Source organism: Aeromonas sp. 30P, assembly GCF_051919805.1.
In the GTDB taxonomy this organism is placed as follows: Bacteria; Pseudomonadota; Gammaproteobacteria; order Enterobacterales; family Aeromonadaceae; genus Aeromonas; species Aeromonas veronii.
In genome coordinates this window covers 3,450,957-3,469,868 of sequence record NZ_JBQBEA010000001.1, presented here as the reverse complement: position 1 = coordinate 3,469,868, position 18,912 = coordinate 3,450,957, and the positions used below count along the sequence as shown (strand labels likewise).

At 57.3% G+C, this 18,912-nt stretch carries 13 protein-coding genes and 3 pseudogenes; 14 read left to right on the top strand and 2 right to left on the bottom strand.

From position 1 onward, the window contains the following. Positions 1-284: 284 nt before the first annotated feature. A complete protein-coding gene (locus tag ACTG2B_RS16080) occupies positions 285-1,064 on the top strand; it encodes a BPSS1780 family membrane protein (protein WP_021229782.1) in 780 nt (259 codons plus the stop codon). Positions 1,065-1,130: 66 nt separating this feature from the next. Here the strand turns inward: ACTG2B_RS16080 and ACTG2B_RS16075 are convergent, their stop codons facing one another. Next, on the bottom strand, positions 1,131-2,030 hold the full coding sequence (locus tag ACTG2B_RS16075; RefSeq protein ID WP_021229783.1) for a LysR family transcriptional regulator: 900 nt from the start codon (positions 2,028-2,030) through the stop codon (positions 1,131-1,133). Between the two features lie 126 nt (positions 2,031-2,156). Here ACTG2B_RS16075 and ACTG2B_RS16070 point away from each other — a divergent pair, with 126 nt between their 5' ends. The 4 genes and pseudogenes from ACTG2B_RS16070 (at position 2,157) to oxyR (ending at position 6,605) form a co-directional block, all read left to right on the top strand. After that, positions 2,157-3,017, top strand: a complete 861-nt coding sequence (locus tag ACTG2B_RS16070) for a Vmh family MBL fold metallo-hydrolase (protein WP_058055949.1) — start codon at positions 2,157-2,159, stop codon at positions 3,015-3,017. Between the two features lie 75 nt (positions 3,018-3,092). Beyond that, the gene (locus ACTG2B_RS16065; RefSeq protein WP_139428905.1) at positions 3,093-3,737 is read left to right on the top strand and encodes a DsbA family protein; all 645 of its coding nucleotides are present in this window, start codon (positions 3,093-3,095) and stop codon (positions 3,735-3,737) included. Positions 3,738-3,909: 172 nt separating this feature from the next. After that, a pseudogene (locus tag ACTG2B_RS16060) lies at positions 3,910-5,549 on the top strand (methyl-accepting chemotaxis protein). Positions 5,550-5,705: 156 nt separating this feature from the next. After that, complete coding sequence (gene oxyR, locus ACTG2B_RS16055; protein ID WP_021229787.1) at positions 5,706-6,605, top strand: DNA-binding transcriptional regulator OxyR; 900 nt, start codon at positions 5,706-5,708, stop codon at positions 6,603-6,605. Between the two features lie 49 nt (positions 6,606-6,654). Here the strand turns inward: oxyR and ACTG2B_RS16050 are convergent. Then, positions 6,655-9,124: pseudogene (locus ACTG2B_RS16050) on the bottom strand (penicillin-binding protein 1A). A 300-nt stretch (positions 9,125-9,424) separates the two neighbouring features. On the opposite strand from ACTG2B_RS16050, the gene tapM reads away from it, so the two are divergent. From tapM to ACTG2B_RS16005, 9 genes and pseudogenes are all read left to right on the top strand, one after another. Further along, on the top strand, positions 9,425-10,486 hold the full coding sequence (gene tapM, locus ACTG2B_RS16045; RefSeq protein ID WP_270905269.1) for a PilM family type IVa pilus assembly protein TapM: 1,062 nt from the start codon (positions 9,425-9,427) through the stop codon (positions 10,484-10,486). Beyond that, positions 10,474-11,052: a PilN family type IV pilus biogenesis protein TapN gene (gene tapN, locus ACTG2B_RS16040; RefSeq protein ID WP_439996399.1), complete on the top strand. Its 579-nt coding sequence runs from the start codon at positions 10,474-10,476 to the stop codon at positions 11,050-11,052. Before tapM ends, tapN begins: the two co-directional genes overlap by 13 nt. Beyond that, the gene (gene tapO, locus ACTG2B_RS16035; protein ID WP_019446350.1) at positions 11,049-11,648 is read left to right on the top strand and encodes a PilO family type IV pilus biogenesis protein TapO; all 600 of its coding nucleotides are present in this window, start codon (positions 11,049-11,051) and stop codon (positions 11,646-11,648) included. Before tapN ends, tapO begins: the two co-directional genes overlap by 4 nt. Further along, on the top strand, positions 11,645-12,178 hold the full coding sequence (locus ACTG2B_RS16030; protein WP_005335020.1) for a pilus assembly protein PilP: 534 nt from the start codon (positions 11,645-11,647) through the stop codon (positions 12,176-12,178). Before tapO ends, ACTG2B_RS16030 begins: the two co-directional genes overlap by 4 nt. 16 nt (positions 12,179-12,194) lie before the next feature. Then, positions 12,195-14,420, top strand: coding sequence for a type IV pilus secretin PilQ (gene pilQ, locus ACTG2B_RS16025; protein ID WP_439996397.1), 2,226 nt, complete (start codon positions 12,195-12,197; stop codon positions 14,418-14,420). 191 nt (positions 14,421-14,611) lie between these two features. Then, positions 14,612-15,130, top strand: a complete 519-nt coding sequence (aroK, locus tag ACTG2B_RS16020; protein WP_005335014.1) for a shikimate kinase AroK — start codon at positions 14,612-14,614, stop codon at positions 15,128-15,130. Positions 15,131-15,144: 14 nt separating this feature from the next. After that, positions 15,145-16,227 (top strand): 3-dehydroquinate synthase, encoded by a 1,083-nt coding sequence (aroB, locus tag ACTG2B_RS16015; protein ID WP_021229792.1) that lies wholly within the window; start codon positions 15,145-15,147, stop codon positions 16,225-16,227. Further along, positions 16,217-17,797 (top strand): SPOR domain-containing protein, encoded by a 1,581-nt coding sequence (locus ACTG2B_RS16010; protein ID WP_439996395.1) that lies wholly within the window; start codon positions 16,217-16,219, stop codon positions 17,795-17,797. The genes aroB and ACTG2B_RS16010 overlap by 11 nt, the downstream gene beginning before the upstream one ends. Positions 17,798-17,867: 70 nt before the next feature. Beyond that, a pseudogene (locus ACTG2B_RS16005) lies at positions 17,868-18,739 on the top strand (Dam family site-specific DNA-(adenine-N6)-methyltransferase). Positions 18,740-18,912: the final 173 nt, after the last annotated feature.

Genomic DNA, 18,912 nt, shown 5'->3' with positions numbered 1-18,912 from the left:
AAAGCGCCCGGGATGGCGGGATGACAACCCCCCTGTCCGGCATTCGTCGATCACTAAAGGGTGATCACGGCACGCTGGCCACGACTGGCGCGGCTGGGGAAGGGGGCAGATTGTGCCTCGTTATAGTCGGGGCAGCCAGAGGCGAGGCATGGCTGACGCCCCTTTTGTGCATAGCTGCGTCAGGTTTTATGTCGTGGTCGGGCCGCTTCGCCATTGAGTCGCCCCCGCCCTGGCTCTAGAATCGGCTTCCGGCACTGATGCCACCGACACTCCGAGGAGACGATATGAACGGATTACCCCCTTTGCGCACCACTCCGGCCCGGTACACGACAGGTCGTGGCTGGCTCTGGGTTCGCAGCGGGTTCGATATCTTCAACAAGGGGATGGGGATCAGCGTGGCCATGGTGCTGGTCTGGTTTATGGTGGGCATGCTGCTGGAGCAACTGCCGGCGGGTGGCCTTATCTCCCAGCTGCTCTACATGGTGTGGGGCGCGGGTTGGGTGGCGGTCGCCGCTCGGGGTTATCGGGGGGAGCCGCTGCAGTTTGCCGATCTCTTCGCCGGTTTTCGCCACAAGCTGACCCCGCTGATGCTAGGCGGTCTGCTGGTGTTGCTGCTGTTCAGCCTGGTGGGCCTCGTCTGTCTCGGTCTGCTCTCCATGTGGGGGCTGCTCCCGCTGCTGACACAGGATCCCGAGAGCATGGTGGTCTCAGCCAGCCAGTTGCAACAACTGCTGCTGGTATTGCTGGTGGGGATGCTGCTCATCATTCCCGTGCTGATGGGGGTCACCTTTGCTCCGGCGCTGATCTACCACCACGATATCGGCATCATCCAGGCGGTGCGTCTGAGCTTCTTCGGTTGCTGGCGCAATATGTGGCCCTTCTTCTGGTGGGGGCTGCTCTCAGCTATTTTGTTGTTGTTTGGCGCAGTGCTGTTGCTGGTAGGTCTGCTGGTGGTGATCCCGGCGCTCAACTATTCCATCTATGTGGCTTATCGGGATATTTTCCTGGACGAGAGTGCGCAGCCGGAAGCGCCGCACTCAGAACCATTCGGATTTGAAGCCTGATCAAGGGATCAGAGTGAAGAAGGGGCCCGCAGCGGCCCCTTCGTTATGTTTGGGTGTGCGGAGTGCTTACTCCTGCCAGATGGGATCCGCCGCCATGCGGGCCAGCAGAAAATCGAGGAAGCTGCGCAATAGCGGCGACATCTGCTTGCGGGTGGCATACACCCCGTAGACCCCGAGGCGCTTGGGCTGCCAGTCGGTCAGCAGGGGAACCAGTTCTCCGCGCTCCAGATAGGGTTGGGCCGAGTAGCGGGGCTGCAGGCTGATCCCGGCGCCTTCCAGCGTTGCTTCCAGCAGCAGGTTGGAGATATTGGCGCTCAGGTTACCGCTGACCGGCACTGACTCGGGACCGTTCGGTCCATTGAACTCCCACAGGCTCTTGCCAAAGTAGGTGTAGGTGAGGCAGTTGTGCAGCGCCAAATCCTGCACCTTGTGTGGCATCGGATGATGGGCCAGATAGGCCGGGCTGGCACAGACTACCGAGTGGCAGGTGCCGAGACGGCGCGCCACCAGATTGGGGTCGAGGTCGTTGGTGATGCGCACCGCCAGATCGATCCGCTCCTCTACCAGATTGACGGTTCTGTCGAGCAGCAGAATGTCGATGGCCGTCCCCGGGTATTGCGCCAGATAGTCGTTGGCAGCCCCGACCAGCAAGGCTTCTGACAGGGAGTAGCTGCTGGTGATCCGCAGTTGTCCCTTGGGGGCGTCATCTCCCTTCACTGCGATCTGCTCCATCTCTTCGCCGAGTGCCAGCATGGCGCGGGCCCGGTTCAGCGCCTCCTCTCCTGGCCCTGTCAGGCTCAGACGACGGGTGGTGCGGTGCAGCAGGCGGGCGCCCATCCAGCTCTCCAGCTCGGCCAGATAGCGCGACACCATGGCGCGCGACATATCCAGTTTCTCTCCGGCGCCGCTCAGGCTCCCTTGTTCGACTACGCTGACAAAGACCCGCAAGGCGGTCAGTCGATCCATGTATGGCTCTCTATATGTTCGATATGTGCAACAGTGATGCGCTTTTTATACTGTATTTGCACCTTAAGTGATCCAATACACTGTGTCCATCAAATGAACCCCCGAATACTTAATGAGGAATAGATGATGAACAACACCCTGATCCGCAACCTGACTCTGGCGACCACCTTGTTGAGTGGCGCCGCACTGGCCGCCCCCCTGAGCGTGACCGTCTACAACCCTGGCGAGAAGGCGATCTTCCCGGTCTCCTCCTCATTGGTGACCGGTGACAAAGAGGCCATCCTGATCGATGCCCAATTCGATGTGCAAAATGGTCAGGCGCTGGTCGACATGATCAAGAAGAGTGGCAAGAAGCTGACCACTGTCTATATCAGTGCCGGTGACCCCGACTTCTACTTCGGTCTGGAGCCGGTCATGGCGGCGTTCCCGGATGTCAAAGTGCTGGCCGATCAGCATGTGGTTGACCATATCAACCAGACCAAGGATGCCAAGCTGAGCTACTGGAGCCCGATCCTCGGCAAGGGCGCACCGAAGAGCCTGACCGTGCCGCAAGTGATGACCGCCAGTCACCTGACGCTGGATGGGGAGAAGATTGAAATCAAAGAGATGAACACCCCGAATGCCTACCTCTGGGCCCCTTCCATCAAGACTGCTTTTGGTGGTGTGCCGGTCTACCACGGGGTGCATGTCTGGATGGCCGACAGCCAGACCAAAGCGGCTCGCAGCAACTGGGTCAAGGCGCTGGATAACCTGCTGGCCCTGAAACCCGAGCGTGTGGTACCGGGCCACTTCCTGGGCACTGCTCCCAAAGGCACTGCTGCTGTGAGCTTTACCCGTGACTATGTAGAGCGTTTCGAACAGGAGCTGGCCAAGGCGAAAAACTCCGGTGAGCTGATTGAGGCTCTGAAGAAGGCCTATCCGGCACTGCCGGTTGACGATGGTCTGGCCATTGGTGCCAAGGTCAATACCGGCGAGATGAAGTGGTAAGCCACTGAGCCTGCTTTCCCTGTGTTTTTTTACCGGGCCTAAGGGCCCGGTTTTTTATCCGAGATCGAAGCGAGAATAAAGATGAGCGAACAACAAACCACCCTCCATTATGTCTATGACCCGCTCTGTGGCTGGTGCTACGGTGCCGCCCCCCTGTTGCAGGCGGCAGCCACCATTGCTGGGCTCAAGATCGAGCTGCATGCGGGCGGTCTCTGGCTGGGTAGTCGCCGTCAGCCGATGGGCGAGGCATTGCGTGATTATGTGCGCCCCCATGATCAGCGGATCGAGGCGCTGACCGGCCAGCATTTTGGCGAACGCTACTTTAACGAACTGCTGCTGCGGGAAGGGTGTCTGCTGGACTCCGAGCCGCCGATCCGTGCGGTTTTGGCCGTCACGGCGTTGGGGGGCGATGGGCTGGTCATGTTGCACCGGATCCAGCAATCCCACTATCGGGACGGGATCTGGATTGGTGAGCCGGCATTTCTCGCCACGCTGGCGGCAGAGCAGGGGATTGCAGCCGAGGCGTTCCAGCAATCCTATCTGCAGGCCCCCTTGCTGCAACATCTGGCAGATAGCCAGGGCTGGATGAAACGGCTGGGCGGTCAGGGTTATCCCACCCTTGGGTTGATGCACAACGGTAAGGTGAGTGCTGTTCGAGTGGCTGACTTTTTGGGCGATCCTGCCGGGTTGCGTCAGCATCTTCTTGAGTTGATGGAATAGTTATTAGAATGTGAACGGACAAGGTCTCTTTAGAAGTGAAGTGAACGGGCCGATATTCCTGTATGCAGAAGCGATATGAAAGCCTTCGACTTTCTGCTTGCAGACTATGCTCTATGTGACCATTCCCGGCGGATGTTGCGGGAGTGCAGACTCATTTCAAGGAAGCCCCCATATGTTCAAAAACATGTCTATCGGCCAGAAACTGAGTGCCGGATTCGCCATCCTGGCACTGCTGGTACTGGGCTTGGCCTGGTTCTCCATCAGCCAGTTGGCAAAGCTCTATGGTGATACCGAAACCATTACTGACAACCTGCTCCCGTCAACCCGCTATGCCAGCCAGATGCACGTGGCCATTCTGGATGCGCGCCGCTCCGAGCTGTCTCAGGTGATTGCGGGGCTAAACAAAGATGATCAAGAGGTAAGCGAGCGCACCCTGACCTTCAATAAGGCCAGGCAGGAATTTGAACAGGCCGCCCAAAAATACGGTGCTTTACCTTTCACTACTGGTGAAGAGAAACAGGTTTATGAGCAGGTGGTTGCGGCGGGGGCCAAGTATTTTGCGGTGCATGACCAACTGTTGAGCGCCTTTGCTGCTGGCGATCTGGAGCGAGTCAGAAGTCTGCGCAAAAACGAAACCCGGGTCGCGCTGGAGGAGGTGGGAGCAAAATCCTTCCGCTTGCGGGAAATCAATAACGAGATTGCGGCCCAGATGACAAAAAATGTGGAGGCGCTCTACAGCAGTGCCAGAACCATGAGCGTCATCGTCAGTCTGGTGACGCTGGGTTTTGTGGTGGCAATTGCCTGGCTGCTGACTGGTCAGATCCGCACCCCGTGATGGCGTTGCTGGAACAGACCCGTCGTGTCTCCTCTGGTGATCTCACCTCCCGTATCGATATGCAGCAGTTCAACAATGATGAACTGGGAACCCTTGCCAAAGGGTTTGGTGAGATGCAGACCAATCTGCGCACTCTGGTGAGTGAAGTGTCGGGCTCTGTGGTTCAACTGAGTTCCGCTGCGGAGGAGATCAGCTCTGTTGCCAGCCAGTCAGCCAACAATATGAATGCTCAGCAACATGAGCTGAACCAGCTGGCGACGGCGATGAACGAGATGCAGGCTACGGTGCAGGAGGTCTCTCGCAACACCAGCGATGCGGCCAGTGCCGCCACCTCGGCCAGCGAAACGGCAGAGATTGGTGCGCAAACGGTGAATGACTCCATTCTGCGCATCGAGCGGGTCGCCGGTGCTATCGAGAGCACTGCGGTGGTGATCCGCCAACTGGGCGATGACAGCCGCAATATCGGTATGGTGCTAGAGGTGATCCGTGGCATTGCCGAACAGACCAACCTGCTGGCATTGAACGCAGCCATTGAAGCGGCCCGTGCCGGTGAGCAGGGGCGGGGTTTTGCGGTGGTGGCCGATGAGGTGCGTACTCTGGCCAAGCGCACTCAGGATTCCACCTCCCAGATCAACACCATTATTGCCGAGTTACAGCAGCGTGCCGAACAGGCCGGCAGTACCATGCAACAGAGTCAGGAGCTGATGAACACCACGGTTGCTACCGCGCGGGAAGCTGGCGAGTCCATTTCCCAGATCAGTGGCTCAGTCAGCAGCATCTCTCACATGAACATCCAGATTGCAACGGCCACCGAAGAACAGGGAGCGGTGAGCGAGGAGCTCAACCGTAACGTGGTCAATATCAGCCATGCTTCCGAAGAGGTGGCCGCCGGTGCCACCCAGATGGCTCAGGCGTGCAACGAGTTGAACCATTTGGCTACCCAGTTGCAGGATATGGTGCGCCGTTTCAGGGTGTAATCCCTCGGCGAGCCAAACAGCCCGATTACCGCAAGGTGATCGGGCTTTTCTGTTTTGGAGGGGCAGCCAGAGAGGTTCACCGCGAGCGGATGACTTGTCCCGCCGGACGATATTGTGCATGCTGATGGCCCATTTTCCAGGCAGGACTCTTGCTGTATGAATCTTCGCGATCTCGAATATCTGGTGGCGCTGGATGAGGAAAAACATTTTCGCAAAGCCGCTGAACGCTGCTTTGTCAGTCAACCCACCCTGAGCGGCCAGCTGCGCAAGCTGGAAGATGAACTCGGGGTCATTCTGATCGAACGTACCTCGCGCAAGGTGCTGTTTACTCCGGCTGGCGATGCCATGGCCCATCAGGCGCGTCGGGTGCTCAAGGAGGTACGCGAGCTCAAGAGCATCGGTCAGCACTTCTCCGAGCCGATGTCAGGGGAGATCCATATCGGTTTTATTCCGACCGTGGGCCCCTACCTGTTGCCCCGCATTATCCAGACCCTGCGTGAGCGTTTTCCTCAGCTGGAGTTCTACCTCTATGAGGAGCAGACCCAAACCCTGCTCAAACGGCTGGAAGAGGGGGAGCTGGACTGCGTCATTCTGGCCGAGATGCCGGGGATGGAGGGGTTTGGTTCAATCCAGCTCTACCACGAGCCGATGTGGCTGGCGGTGCCTTGCCATCACCCCGAAGCCCAGGCTAGGCAGGTGCCCCTTGGCAATCTCAAGGGCAAGAAATTACTGATGTTGGCCGATGGTCACTGTTTGCGGGATCAGGCGATGGGATTCTGTTTCGCCGGCGGGATAGGTGAGGATCAACGCTTTAAGGGGACCAGTCTCGAGACGCTGCGTAACATGGTGGCCGCCGGTAGTGGCATGACTTTGGTGCCAAAGTTGGCCGTACCTGCCGATCATGATGAGGGAGGGGTGAGCTATCGACCTGTGGTTGACCCTGTGCCGGGGCGTACCATCTCGCTGCTCTATCGCCACTACTCGGTGCGTCGCCCCTGTTTCAACGAGCTGGCCGCCTCGATCGCCACGCTGATGACCAAGCAGTTGGCCCAATAAAAAAACCGGCAGCCAAGGCTGCCGGTTTTGCTTCTGCCGCGAGAGCAGCTTAGAAGATATCGTCGGTTGAGACAGGCCCTTCTACATCGGGGTTGTCACCGCCGTAGACCTGATTGCCATCCGAGCTCGGTGCTGCGTAGCGGGTCGGCTCGGTCCCTTCCTTGAAGTATTCGTCGGTGCCGCCACTGGTTGCCAGCAGGCCGGTTTCGCTATCAATCTTCACCGTCATGATCCCCTCGGGAACCGGCATCTTGTGCTCAGGCAGCTTTTTGAGGGCGACTTTCATGAAGTCGATCCAGATAGGCTGCGCGGCGCCACCACCAAACTCGGCACGGCCAAGGCCACGCTGGTGGTTGTCAAAACCGATCCATGAGGTAGCAACGATCTCCGGGGTGTAGCCGGAGAACCAGGCATCCCGCGATTCGTTGGTGGTACCGGTTTTACCGGAGATGTCGTGACGTTTCAGGTCGCGGGCTGCACGCCAGCCGGTACCACGCCAGCCGTTGCCACCCCAGATGGCTGTGCTCAGGGTGTCGGTGATCAGGAACGCACTCTGGGCACTGATGGTATGCGGTGCGATGGTTGGCGCGAGAGGGGTCTGCGTGCCATCTTGTGCGGCACCATCAACAGTTGGCTCTGGCAGTGTGCTCTGCTCGGGCGCGGCCTGCTGTTCGCAGGTGGTGCAAGCAATAGCAGGATTGGCCTGATAGAGGGTGTTCTCCAGACTGTCGGTCACTTTGTCGATGAAGTATGGGGTAACCAGGAAGCCACCGTTGGCCAGAACCGAGTAACCACGCACTACCTCGAGGGGGGTGAATTCGGCAGCGCCCAGTGCCAGCGACTCATGGGGAGAGATGAAGTCGCGGGGGAAGCCAAAGCGGGTCAGACCGTCGATATAGGTATCCAGACCGATGGCGCGCATCAGTCGAACCGACATCACGTTCTTGGACTTGGCCAGACCCAGACGCAGCGGGGTGGGACCATCATAAACGGCCGGGGAGTTCTTGGGCTGCCACATGGGCCCTTTTGACGGATCCCACTGGTTGATCGGCGCATCGTTGATGAGCGACGCCAGGGTATAGCCATGCTCCAGCGCGGTCGCATAGAGGAAAGGCTTGATATTGGAACCGATCTGGCGACGCGCCTGATCGACCCGGTTGAATTTGGAGAGTTCGAAGCTGAAACCACCGACCAGTGCTTCCAGCGCCCCATTTTTCGGGTTCATAGCAACCAGCGCGGCGTTGACGTCCGGGATTTGGGCCAGCAGCAACTCTTCGCCCTCTTCCCGCACCCAGATCTGGGCGCCGACTTTCAGCACATCGCGCGCCGATTTCGGGGCATAGCTCTGACGGTCGTCGGTAATAAAGGAGCGGGCCCATTTAATGCCGTTCCAGCCGAGCTCTGCTTCCTTGCCATTTTTCAGTACCAGCGTGGCGCTGCGATCACCGAGCTTGGTCGACCGCCGCCATCAGCGGATCGTAAGTGGGCTGTTTGCCAAGGTGAGCGACAATCTGCTCGTAATCCCAGGCTGGCTCGCCAGCCTTCCACAACTGAGCCGTCGGGCCGCGATAGCCATGGCGCATGTCATAGGCAAAAACGCCATCCAGCAGCGCCTGTCTGGCTGCCCGTTGACGTTCGGCAGAGACGGTAGTGTAGACGTGCAGGCCCATGGTGTAAGCATCTTCACCGAACTGCTCGACCATCTTCTGGCGCACCATTTCACCGAGATAAGGGGCGTGCAGGGTCACTTCGGCGCCGTGAAAACGGGCCTTGATCGGCATTTTGGACGCTTCGTCAAACTGGGCCTGGGTGATCTTGCCGGTTTCCAGCATCCGGCCCAGCACAACGTTGCGGCGCGCAAAGGCCCGCTCGGGGGAGCGGATGGGGTTGAGCATGGAGGGGGCTTTCGGCAGACCGGCAATGATGGCGATCTCGTCCAGTCCCAGATCCTTGACCTCTTTACCAAAGTAAACCTGTGCCGCCGCACCGATCCCGAAGGAGCGATAACCGAGGGGGATCTTGTTGAGGTAGAGTTCGAGGATCTCGTCTTTTGAGAGATTCTGCTCGATCCGCCAGGCCAGGAAGACCTCCTTGATCTTGCGGATGATGGTCTTCTCATTGCTCAGGAAGAAGTTGCGGGCAACCTGCTGGGTGATGGTACTGGCACCCTGACGGGCATGGCCGGAGACAGCCCAGACGGATGCAGCTCGAATGATACCAATCGGGTCAATGCCCGGGTGCTCATAGAAACGTGCATCTTCGGTCGCCAGTACGGCATCGATCATGGGTTGCGGAATTTCGTCCAGACGCAGCGGAATGCGACGAATTTCGCCATATTGGGCGATCAACTCCCCATCCCGGCTGTAAACCCGCATCGGGGTTGCCAGCTTGACGTCACGCAGTGCGGTGACATCGGGCAGTTGGGGTTTGATATAGAAGTAGATACCGATGAGGCTGGCGATACCCAGCACAGCACCCAGCATCATGACAATAAACAGGCGAACGAGCCATTTCAGCATGGAAGAACTACCAATCGTCTTAAAATTAGCCAACGGGCGCAGAGTATAGCCCTTTTGCCATCGGGAATTCGAGGTTTTCCTGTGGCGAGCCACCCACCTCAAAAGGATGCGAGAGGTTAGCACTACGGGGAGCAATAACCAAGGAGGGCCACTTGCCATGAAGAAAGCGAGATGGGTCACTTTTCGGCATAAACTTTATGACATTGATAGTTAGAGCATTTAGGATGAGTGAAGCACTCCTCTGATCGGGTGTCCTACACTCTGTTCAGGAATAAAACCAAATAACGCATGGATGTGTATATGTTTGGGCTTTTTAACAAGGGATCCCTCCTCCCTCTGGTGGGCATTGATTTCGGCAGCCAGACCATCAAGGCCGTTACCCTCAGTGGCCGACCTGGCAAGCTTCATCTCGAATCTGTCGCCGATATTGCCACCCCGAAAGGGACGCTGGTTGACTATCAATTGCAGGATATCGAGCGCGTCAGCCAATCTCTCAAGACCCTCAAGCGCCTGATCCCAGCTCACAGTGACTATGCCGCCACTGCGGTGACCGGTTCCAACGTGATAACCAAGGTGATCCAGATTGATGCCCGCCTCAGTGACAAGGAGCTGGAGAATCAGGTGCAGCTGGAGGCCGAGCAGATCATTCCCTTCCCCCTCGATGAAGTGAGTCTCGATTTTGAGGTGCTGAGCACCAACAATAGCGAAGATCGTCAAGATGTGCTGCTGAGCGCAGCCCGCACCGAGAGTGTCAACGGCCGGGTCAGCGCCCTTGCCGAAGCCGGTATTGCCGTCAAGGTGGTGGATGTGGGCGCCCATGCGCTGGGCCGTGCCGTGGTGGCCTGTCTGCCCGAATTGCTGGAGAGTGAACGACCAATCGGGGTGATCGACATTGGTGCCAGTGCCATGACCTTTGCGGCGCTGGTCAAGGGAGAGGTGATCTACTCCCGCTTGCAAAACTTCGGTGGCGATCAGTACAGCCAGGCGCTCTCCTCCTTTTATGGCATGACGCTCGATGAGGCTGAGCAAGCTAAAACCAAAGGTACCTTGCCTGTTGACCATGAGCTGGATGTGTTGATGCCCCACATCAACTCGCTGCTGCAGCAAGTGCGGCGCAATATCCAGCTGTTTTGCAGTTCATCCGGTTATCGCGACATCGCAAAACTGGTGCTGACGGGGGGAGGCAGTCTGCTACCCGGTTTGTTGGTACAGGTAAAAGAAGAGGTCAATTGCGAGGTGTTGCACCCGGATCTGTTCGCCCTGTTTGGCAAACCAAAAGGGGAGGCCGAACTGGTACATGGTGCTAAATATATGACGGCATTCGGGTTGGCTCTGAGGAGTTTCACACCATGTCAAATATAAACCTTCTACCCTGGCGTGAAGCCCGGACCCAGCGCCAAAAGAAACAGTTCGGTGCCTTGCTTGGGATTTTTGTGCTGGCCACGGTCGCGCTGGGATTGTTTGCCAACTGGCTGGTTGATCGTCAGATCGTCGCCCAGCAGCAGCGCAACCAGCGGCTGGTTCAGGAGATGACTATTCTGGATGCCCAGCTGGGGGAGATCCGTCTGCTCAAAGAGCGTCGCAAGGAGCTGATCGATCGGATGCAGCTCATCGAGCAGTTGCAGATGCGCCGCAATGTGCCCGTTCGCCTCTTTAATCAACTGCCTTCATTGGTACCCAATGGGGTTTACCTCAACACCCTCTCGATGCAGAACAATATTATTGATGTAAATGGCAAGACCGAAGCCTATGGTCGGGTGGCCAGCATGATGCGGCGGATTGATGGTTCCGGTTGGTTGGGTCAGGCAAAGATAAGCACTATTTTTGCGGCTGATGTTGCGCCAGTGTCATTGAGCCAGTTTTCCATGATGTTCCTGATCGCAAACAATGCTGCGGCTGCAGGGAATGTGGCCAAGGAGCAACAATGAACCTTCAGCAACTTAACGAGCTGGATATCAATGACATAGCAAGCTGGCCAAAATGGGCAAAAGGGGTCTTCATCTTTTTCTGCTGCGTGTTGACCGGTGGCGCCATCTACTACTACGTGATTGCCAACTCACTGACTAGTTTGACTCAGGAAGCGGGGAAGGAGACCGAACTGAAAGCCCAGTTTGAAAGCAAGGCGATGCTGGCTGCCAACCTGGGGGCATACAAGGCACAAATGGTTCAACTTGAACAACTGGTTGATACCCAGCTCAAGCAGTTGCCCAATACCCATGAGGTCGCCGGTCTGCTGGACGATATCAGCTTTATTGCTACCGACAACGGCTTGAAATTGAACCGGATCAACTGGGAGCCAGAGGTAAAGCACGAGTTTTCAACCGAGCTACCAATGCGTATCGAAGTCGTGGGCACTTACCATGAAATTGGCAAGTTTACCGCTGACATGGCCGCTTTGCCCCGTATCGTCATCCTTGACTCCTTCACTCTGGGTCAGAGCAAGGATGAAGGGGAGCTGATTTCGATGTCGATGCTGGCCAAGACCTACAAGTACAACGGTAAAACAGTGGAGCCGAAACAATGAGACGCATCTGCTGGTTATTGCCTGCCCTCTTGCTGGCGGCCTGTGGTGGTCAGGAGGACATGGATAGCTATGTCGCCCAGACCAAAGCAAGGCCACCCATACCTATCGAGCCCTTGCCCGAGCTGAAGCCTTTTGCCCCTATGCACTACCAGCAACGCGAGTTGCGCAGCCCCTTCATGGTTCCCCAGCCTGAGGCGACGGTCGGAAGTACAAGTACTGCCAAGGCCCAGCCGGATTGTGCACAGACCCTGATGGATCGTGAGAAAGAGGTGCTGGAAAATTATTCGCTGGCCAGTCTGTCGATGCATGGTTCTTTAGGTAAGGCGGGTCAGTTGTGGGCCTTGATCAGCACCCCGGATGGCAAATCGATGCGGGTCGGGCTCAACCAGTATATGGGGCTTGATCAGGGCCGGGTCATCAAGATCACTGACACTGCCGTGGATTTGCTGGAAACCATTCCGGACGGGAAGGGGTGCTGGGTAACAAGAGAAACCCAGTTGGCGATGGCCAATGTGCAAGAAAAACAATAATCAGGGACGAACAGCAATGAGAACAACAATAGAGAGTGTATCCAAAGTGGCTTTGCTGTTTTGCGCCAGCGCCCTCAGTCAGGCGTGGGCAGTGGCAACCCTGCAGGAGATCAAGGTCAATCCGCTGCTGGCCGATCAATTGCTGGTCGAGCTCAGTTTTAGTGAGCCGGTCACGGGCTTTACCGATCGTCTCTCTTACCAACCCAATCAGCTGTTGTTGCATGTTCCCGGTGCGGCAGGGGCGCTGAAAGTGAACCCGCTGCCGATCCAGCGCCTGGGGGTTGATAATATCAAGGTTGAGGGTAAGGGCGCAGGTCTGGATATCAAGATCGCACTCGATCAGCTGGCCCCCTATCAGGTTCAGCAACAGGGGAACAAATTACTGGTGTCATTGGGCGAGGGGGCCTCTTCCGGGCTCATCAATGGTGAGAGCGCGCTGATTGCACCCGCAACCTCGGCTACTCCTGTGACAGCACCCTCTGCGATGGTGGCCACACCCTCTCCCTCGGCACTGCTCAATCCTCAGGTCGTCGCCCGGTCGATGCCTGTTGCGCCCGTGACTACGCCGGTAGCAACACAGCCTGCCAGCAAGCCGGTGCTTAACAACTATCAGAGCAGTGGGGGCGGCGCCTATTTCAACTCGGTTACCGGTGTGGATTTTCGTCGTGGTAAAGATGGACAGGGGGAGTTTCTGGTCACGCTGGATAACAGCTCGGCCGCCGTCGATGTGAGCAGCCGAGGCCAGACCGTACTGGCCAAGTTTCATGGCACTCGGGTGCCGGATGGCTTGCTTAATCTGATCAACGTGCAGGATTTTGCAACGCCGGTCTCTCAGGTTGAAGTCTCCCGGCAGGGGAGCGATACCCTGTTTGAACTGTCGATCAATGGTCAGTTTGATTACCGTTACGATCAGGCAGACAAGCTCTTCATTATCGAGGTGAAAAAGCGGACGACGGCCACGGCATCCAAGCAGTATCAGGGAAAGCCCATCTCATTGAACTTTCAGGATATTCCAGTCCGTACCGTGTTGCAGCTGATCGCTGACTTCAACAATCTCAACCTGGTAACAACAGATTCGGTCGCAGGCAATATTACCCTGCGTCTGGACGGGGTGCCGTGGGAGCAGGCGCTCGACATTATTTTGAAGGTGCGGGGTCTGGATAAGCGGTTGGATAACAACATCTTGCTGGTAGCGCCTGCAGAAGAGATCGCAACACGCGAGAAGCAACAGCTGGAGAGCCGAAATCAGGTTGCCGATTTGGCTCCGCTCTATACCGAATATCTGCAGATAAACTATGCCAAGGCCTCGGAAGTGGCTGCCCTGCTCTCTTCCGAAAGTACCAAGTTGCTGTCACCCCGTGGTGCGGTGAGCGTGGACGAGCGAACCAACGTGCTGGTGGTCAAGGATACCGCCGATGTCATCAGCAGCATCAAACGGATGCTCGATATTCTCGATATTCCGGTCAAGCAGGTGGTTATCGAGGCGCGGATGGTGACCATTGATGACGGCTTTGATGAAGCGCTCGGGGTGCGGTGGGGAGTGACCAAAAACGATGGTCATGGCAACAGTACGTCCGGCTCCATAGCGGGGAATGATGGCTCTGGTAATAACAATGGTGGCTCGACAATTACCAGACCGACAGCAGACGATCGGTTGAACGTCAACCTGCCGGTGACCAATGCGGCCGGTACTTTGGCCTTCCAGGTTGCCCGTTTGGCTGATGGCACCTTGCTGGATCTCGAGTTGTCGGCGCTGGAAAAAGAGAGCAAAGCCGAGATTATCGCCAGTCCGCGCGTGACCACGGCGAACCAGAAACCGGCGCTGATCGAGCAGGGTACCGAGATCCCCTATGTGGAGTCCTCTTCCAGTGGCGCTACCTCGGTTACCTTCAAGAAGGCGGTATTGAGTCTGAAGGTGACCCCGCAGATCACCCCTGACAATCGGGTGATTCTCGATCTGACCGTGACCCAGGATACCAAGGGTGAAACGGTACCGACTGGTACCGGTGATGCGGTTTCCATCAACGCCCAGTCTATCACCACTCAGGTGTTGGTGAACAATGGCGAGACCCTGGTACTGGGCGGCATCTATCAGCAGACCATCAAGAGCGATGTGACCAAGGTGCCGCTGCTTGGCGATATCCCTGGATTGGGGGCCCTGTTCCGCAAGACCACCAGCGAGAACAAAAAGCGGGAGTTGCTGATTTTCGTGACGCCCAAGATAGTCACCGACGCCTTCTGAATGCTTTACATGTGAGGGTAAAACACATATAACCTTACGCCCCAATGAGGCTGGGGCGTAAGGGCTGCGGTTGCCAGTCCCGATATCTATTGAGATAATCCCCCTCCTGATCCATCGCAAGATAAGGTTCATAGGTACCCCGATCCAGTATTCATCGGGGTCGTACAGTTTGTAATTACTAACGAAAAGACATGGCTGAGAAACGCAATATTTTCCTGATAGGTCCCATGGGTGCGGGCAAGAGCACCATAGGTAGACATCTGGCAGAACAACTGCATATGGAGTTTTTCGACTCAGATCATGAGATTGAGCGCCGCAGTGGTGCTGATATCGGCTGGGTGTTCGATGTTGAAGGCGAAGAAGGTTTCCGGATTCGCGAAGAGAAGGTGATCGGCGAATTGTCAGAGCAGCAGGGTATCGTGCTGGCGACGGGTGGCGGTGCCATCAAGAGTCGCGAAACCCGCAACAAGTTGTCTGCTCGTGGCATCGTGGTCTACCTCGAAACCACTATCGAAAAGCAGCTGGCGCGCACACAGCGAGACAAACGCCGCCCTCTGCTACAGACCGAAGAACCGGCACGCGAAGTGCTGGAACGTCTGGCACAAGAGCGCAATGCCCTGTATGAAGAGGTTGCCGACTTTGTTGTGCACACCGATGACCAGAGCGCAAAAATCGTTGCCAATCAAATTGTAAAGCTGATCGGTATGTAATCTAGAGGACGTCCATGGAACGGTTGAAGGTCGAACTGGGTGAACGCAGCTATCCCATCGAGATAGCTGCTGGGTTGTTGCAGCGCCCCGAGGCGCTGGTATCGACCATCAAGGGCAAGCGGGTGATGATAGTGACCAACACGGTCGTTGCTCCGCTTTATCTTGAACGGGTAACCGCTCTGCTGTCGGGTTTTCAGGTTGAACACCTGATCCTGCCTGACGGCGAGGCGTACAAGAACCTGGCGACCTTTGAGCAGATCATGTCTGCTCTGCTTGAAACCAACCATGGGCGCGATACGACACTGATCGCTCTGGGGGGCGGCGTGATCGGGGATGTGGTGGGCTTTGCGGCAGCAAGCTATCAACGTGGCATTCCTTTTATCCAGATCCCGACCACCCTGCTCTCCCAGGTTGACTCCTCTGTTGGCGGTAAAACTGCTGTCAACCACCCCCTCGGCAAGAACATGATTGGGGCTTTTTATCAGCCCAAACAAGTTGTTATCGATACCGAATGTCTGAGTACCTTGCCAGCCCGCGAATTTGCCGCAGGGATGGCCGAGGTGATCAAATACGGCATCATTTGGGATGCTGATTTCTTCAGCTGGCTGGAGCAGAACATGGTGCGTCTGCAACAGCTGGAACCTGCCGCGCTGGCCTACGCCATCAAACGATGCTGCGAGATCAAAGCCGATGTGGTCGGTCAGGATGAGACCGAGCACGGCGTCCGTGCGCTGCTCAATCTGGGCCACACCTTTGGTCATGCCATCGAGGCCGAGCAGGGTTATGGCAACTGGCTGCACGGTGAGGCAGTGTCCGCCGGCACCATGCTGGCTGCCTGGACTGCGCAGGCCCGTGGCGATATGAGCGAAGCGGACGTTGCGCGAGTGCGCGCTCTGCTGCTGGCCGCCAATTTGCCCATTCATGCGCCTGCCGAGATGGATTTCGCCGCCTTTATTCGCCATATGCGCCGTGACAAGAAGGTGCTGGAAGGCAAGCTGCGTCTGGTATTGCCGGTTGGCATCGGCCATGCGCAGGTGGTGGGGGATGTATCCGATGCCGAGTTGCTGGCGGTGATCGAGTCTGGTCGTGACGAATAAACTGCTAAAACTTCCTTCCCAGCGGCAGCTGGTTGACCGGCTGCTGCATCTGATTGAATTCAATCACCCTTTCATTTTTCTCTCCGGTAAACCCGGTTGTGGTCGCGGTACCCTGTGCGAATCGCTGCTCGGCGTGTTGCCGGAAAAAGTGCGGGTGGTAAGCCTGATTGGTACACCTGCCATGAAGATGGTGGATGTGCGCCAGCTGTTGCTGCCACAGGTGGTGGCGCGCCCGCTGTTCAATCCACAGGATGCATTGGCAGAGAGCTTCTTTCGCATGCTGGAGGGGAGCAAGCCTGCCACCCTGTTGCTACTGATAGAGCGTGCCGACCAGTTGCCGGCCGACCTGCTGGGAGAGTTGTGGGCGATCATCCGTCATAACGATACCCTGGCGGCGCCCCATCAGCTGGCCATTATTGTCTCGGGCAGTGACGTCTGGTGTCGTACCCAACGGCCGCAGCTCAAAGGGCGAGCCATGCCAGCCCTTGAGCTGGAAGTGCCGCCACTGAGCCCGCCGGAGCAGCGCATCTTCTTGTATGAAAAAGCCAAAGAGCTCAAGATCCCGGCGACCCTCTTGCCCAAGCCGCAAGTGGAGGAGATCCTGAAAACGGCGAACGGACATCCGTCCACCATCATGCAGTTACTGGAGGATATCATGACCGACAGAAGGCCCAAGAAGCGTCAGGCGGAGTTGCCTGTCAAGAAGATTGCCACCGCTATCGCGCTGGTCGCTGGCGGCCTGCTGGCGTTGAGCTACCTGCTGCCTGCGCTGTTTGACAATGAAAGCAAACCGGCGCTGCAGGATCCGGCGCAGAACACGGCATTGCCGATCCCGGTAGCGGGAGGCGATCCCCTCACCGCAGGCGGTTCGAATACCGATGCCGCTGCACAAGGCGCGCAAAACCGCGATGCAGCCAGCAATCCCAACGGGGTAGTGAAAGATTGGCAGCCGGAGGCGAAAGTGCTGCCCAAATCGGTGGAGAGCGAAACCGTGACCACCGAATCAACCAATTACGAAGGGCGTCGGGTGGTGATCTCTGACGAGGTCGTGCAAAAGCTGATGACCGAACCCAAGGTGAGCGGCGCTCTGCCTACTGACGTGGTGGACGAGCTGACCGGCAAGAACCCGAGTGGCACAGCCCCCAGTGGTGCAATCGCAACCACGGTGCCAGCCAGTACCTCCAAAGCACTGAATCCGGCGACAACCGCAACGCCTGCTGCTACCACCAAAACAGCCAGCAACGAGCCGGTTGCCGCGCCAGCACCCAAAGTGGCCCTGACACCGGTCGCCACCTTGAACAAGAAGCCGCGCAACCACTACAGCGTTCAGCTGATGGGGGCGAGCAACACCAAGGCGGTGGATCAGTTTGTCGCCGAGCATGGTCTGGCGGGCAAGGTATGGGTCTATCAGACCAAATTCCGTGGCAGTCCCTGGTATGTGGTGCTGCAAGGAGATTATGCCGGTCTGACCCAGGCCAAGAGTGCCATTCGCAAGCTTCCGCCAGCCTTGCTGAAAGGCCAGCCCTGGCCCAAGTCGTTTGCACAGGTACAAAAAGAGCTGAAGCAATAGCCTTGATACCGGATAAGGGGGTAGAATCGTCCCCCTTTTTGGGTCTTGCCTTCTTACACACCGGATTTCCATGAAAAAAACACGCGCTTTTTTAAAATGGGCCGGGGGAAAATACTCCCTGGTTGAAGAGATTGCCGAGCGCCTGCCGGCCGGGCGTGTGTTGCTGGAGCCCTTCGTCGGGGCCGGGTCTGTGTTTCTCAACACCGACTACGACGCGTATGTGCTCAACGACATCAATCCGGATCTGATCTGCCTGTACAACCCCTCAAGCTGACGCCGGACAGTTTCATTGCCGAGGCGCGCAAGCTGTTTGTGGCAGAGCACAACCACAAGGCGGCCTATTATCGGCTGCGTACCCAGTTCAATCAGACCGAGACCACCTTCGAGCGGGCACTCTTGTTCCTGTTTCTCAACCGTCACGGTTTCAACGGACTGTGCCGCTACAACAAGAAGGGCGGCTTCAACGTGCCGTTCGGTTCCTACAAGAAGCCCTATTTCCCGGAAAAAGAGCTGTGGGCCTTTGCCGAAAAGGCGCAGAAGGCGACCTTTATCTGCGAGAGCTACGCCGACGCCATCAAGCGTGCCGAAGAGGATTGGGTTATCTATTGTGATCCACCCTATGCGCCGCTCTCCACTACGGCGAGCTTCACCACCTATGCCTCCGGCGGGTTTACCCTGGATGATCAGGCGATCCTGGCGCGACTGGCCCGTCACACAGCCGCTCACAAAGGGGTGCCGGTGCTGATCAGCAACCATGATATCGAGCTGACTCGTGAGCTTTATCGCGGTGCCCGCCTCGACGAGATCCTGGTCAAGCGCACCATCAGTCGCAACGGCGGCACCCGTAACAAGGTGGCCGAGTTGCTGGCGCTCTATCCCCCCGGAATCGAACCTGAGCAGGGTTACTATCCCAGCGACAGTGAACTGCTGCCGCTGACGTAACAGACCATGCGGCGCCCAGGGGCGCCGTTTTTTTATGGGCGCGCCTAGGCCCGTGCCGATGCCCCAAAACCCGGGTGGCTGGGGGAGGGGAGGCGATTGCCCCATTTACCCCGCATTCGAGTCGTTTTCGCCCGCCTTTTACGTTAAAATTGCGCCGCTTTTTCTCCCTGGCT

Bases quoted from the DNA above. Each gene is read 5' to 3' on its own strand.
- aroB (WP_021229792.1), top strand. From the start codon at position 15,145: ATGGAACGGTTGAAGGTCGAACTGGGTGAACGCAGCTATCCCATCGAG.
- ACTG2B_RS16075 (WP_021229783.1), bottom strand. From the start codon at position 2,030: ATGGATCGACTGACCGCCTTGCGGGTCTTTGTCAGCGTAGTCGAACAA.
- ACTG2B_RS16080 (WP_021229782.1), top strand. From the start codon at position 285: ATGAACGGATTACCCCCTTTGCGCACCACTCCGGCCCGGTACACGACA.
- pilQ (WP_439996397.1), top strand. From the start codon at position 12,195: ATGAGAACAACAATAGAGAGTGTATCCAAAGTGGCTTTGCTGTTTTGC.
- aroK (WP_005335014.1), top strand. From the start codon at position 14,612: ATGGCTGAGAAACGCAATATTTTCCTGATAGGTCCCATGGGTGCGGGC.
- tapO (WP_019446350.1), top strand. From the start codon at position 11,049: ATGAACCTTCAGCAACTTAACGAGCTGGATATCAATGACATAGCAAGC.
- oxyR (WP_021229787.1), top strand. From the start codon at position 5,706: ATGAATCTTCGCGATCTCGAATATCTGGTGGCGCTGGATGAGGAAAAA.
- tapN (WP_439996399.1), top strand. From the start codon at position 10,474: ATGTCAAATATAAACCTTCTACCCTGGCGTGAAGCCCGGACCCAGCGC.
- tapM (WP_270905269.1), top strand. From the start codon at position 9,425: ATGTTTGGGCTTTTTAACAAGGGATCCCTCCTCCCTCTGGTGGGCATT.
- ACTG2B_RS16070 (WP_058055949.1), top strand. From the start codon at position 2,157: ATGAACAACACCCTGATCCGCAACCTGACTCTGGCGACCACCTTGTTG.
- ACTG2B_RS16030 (WP_005335020.1), top strand. From the start codon at position 11,645: ATGAGACGCATCTGCTGGTTATTGCCTGCCCTCTTGCTGGCGGCCTGT.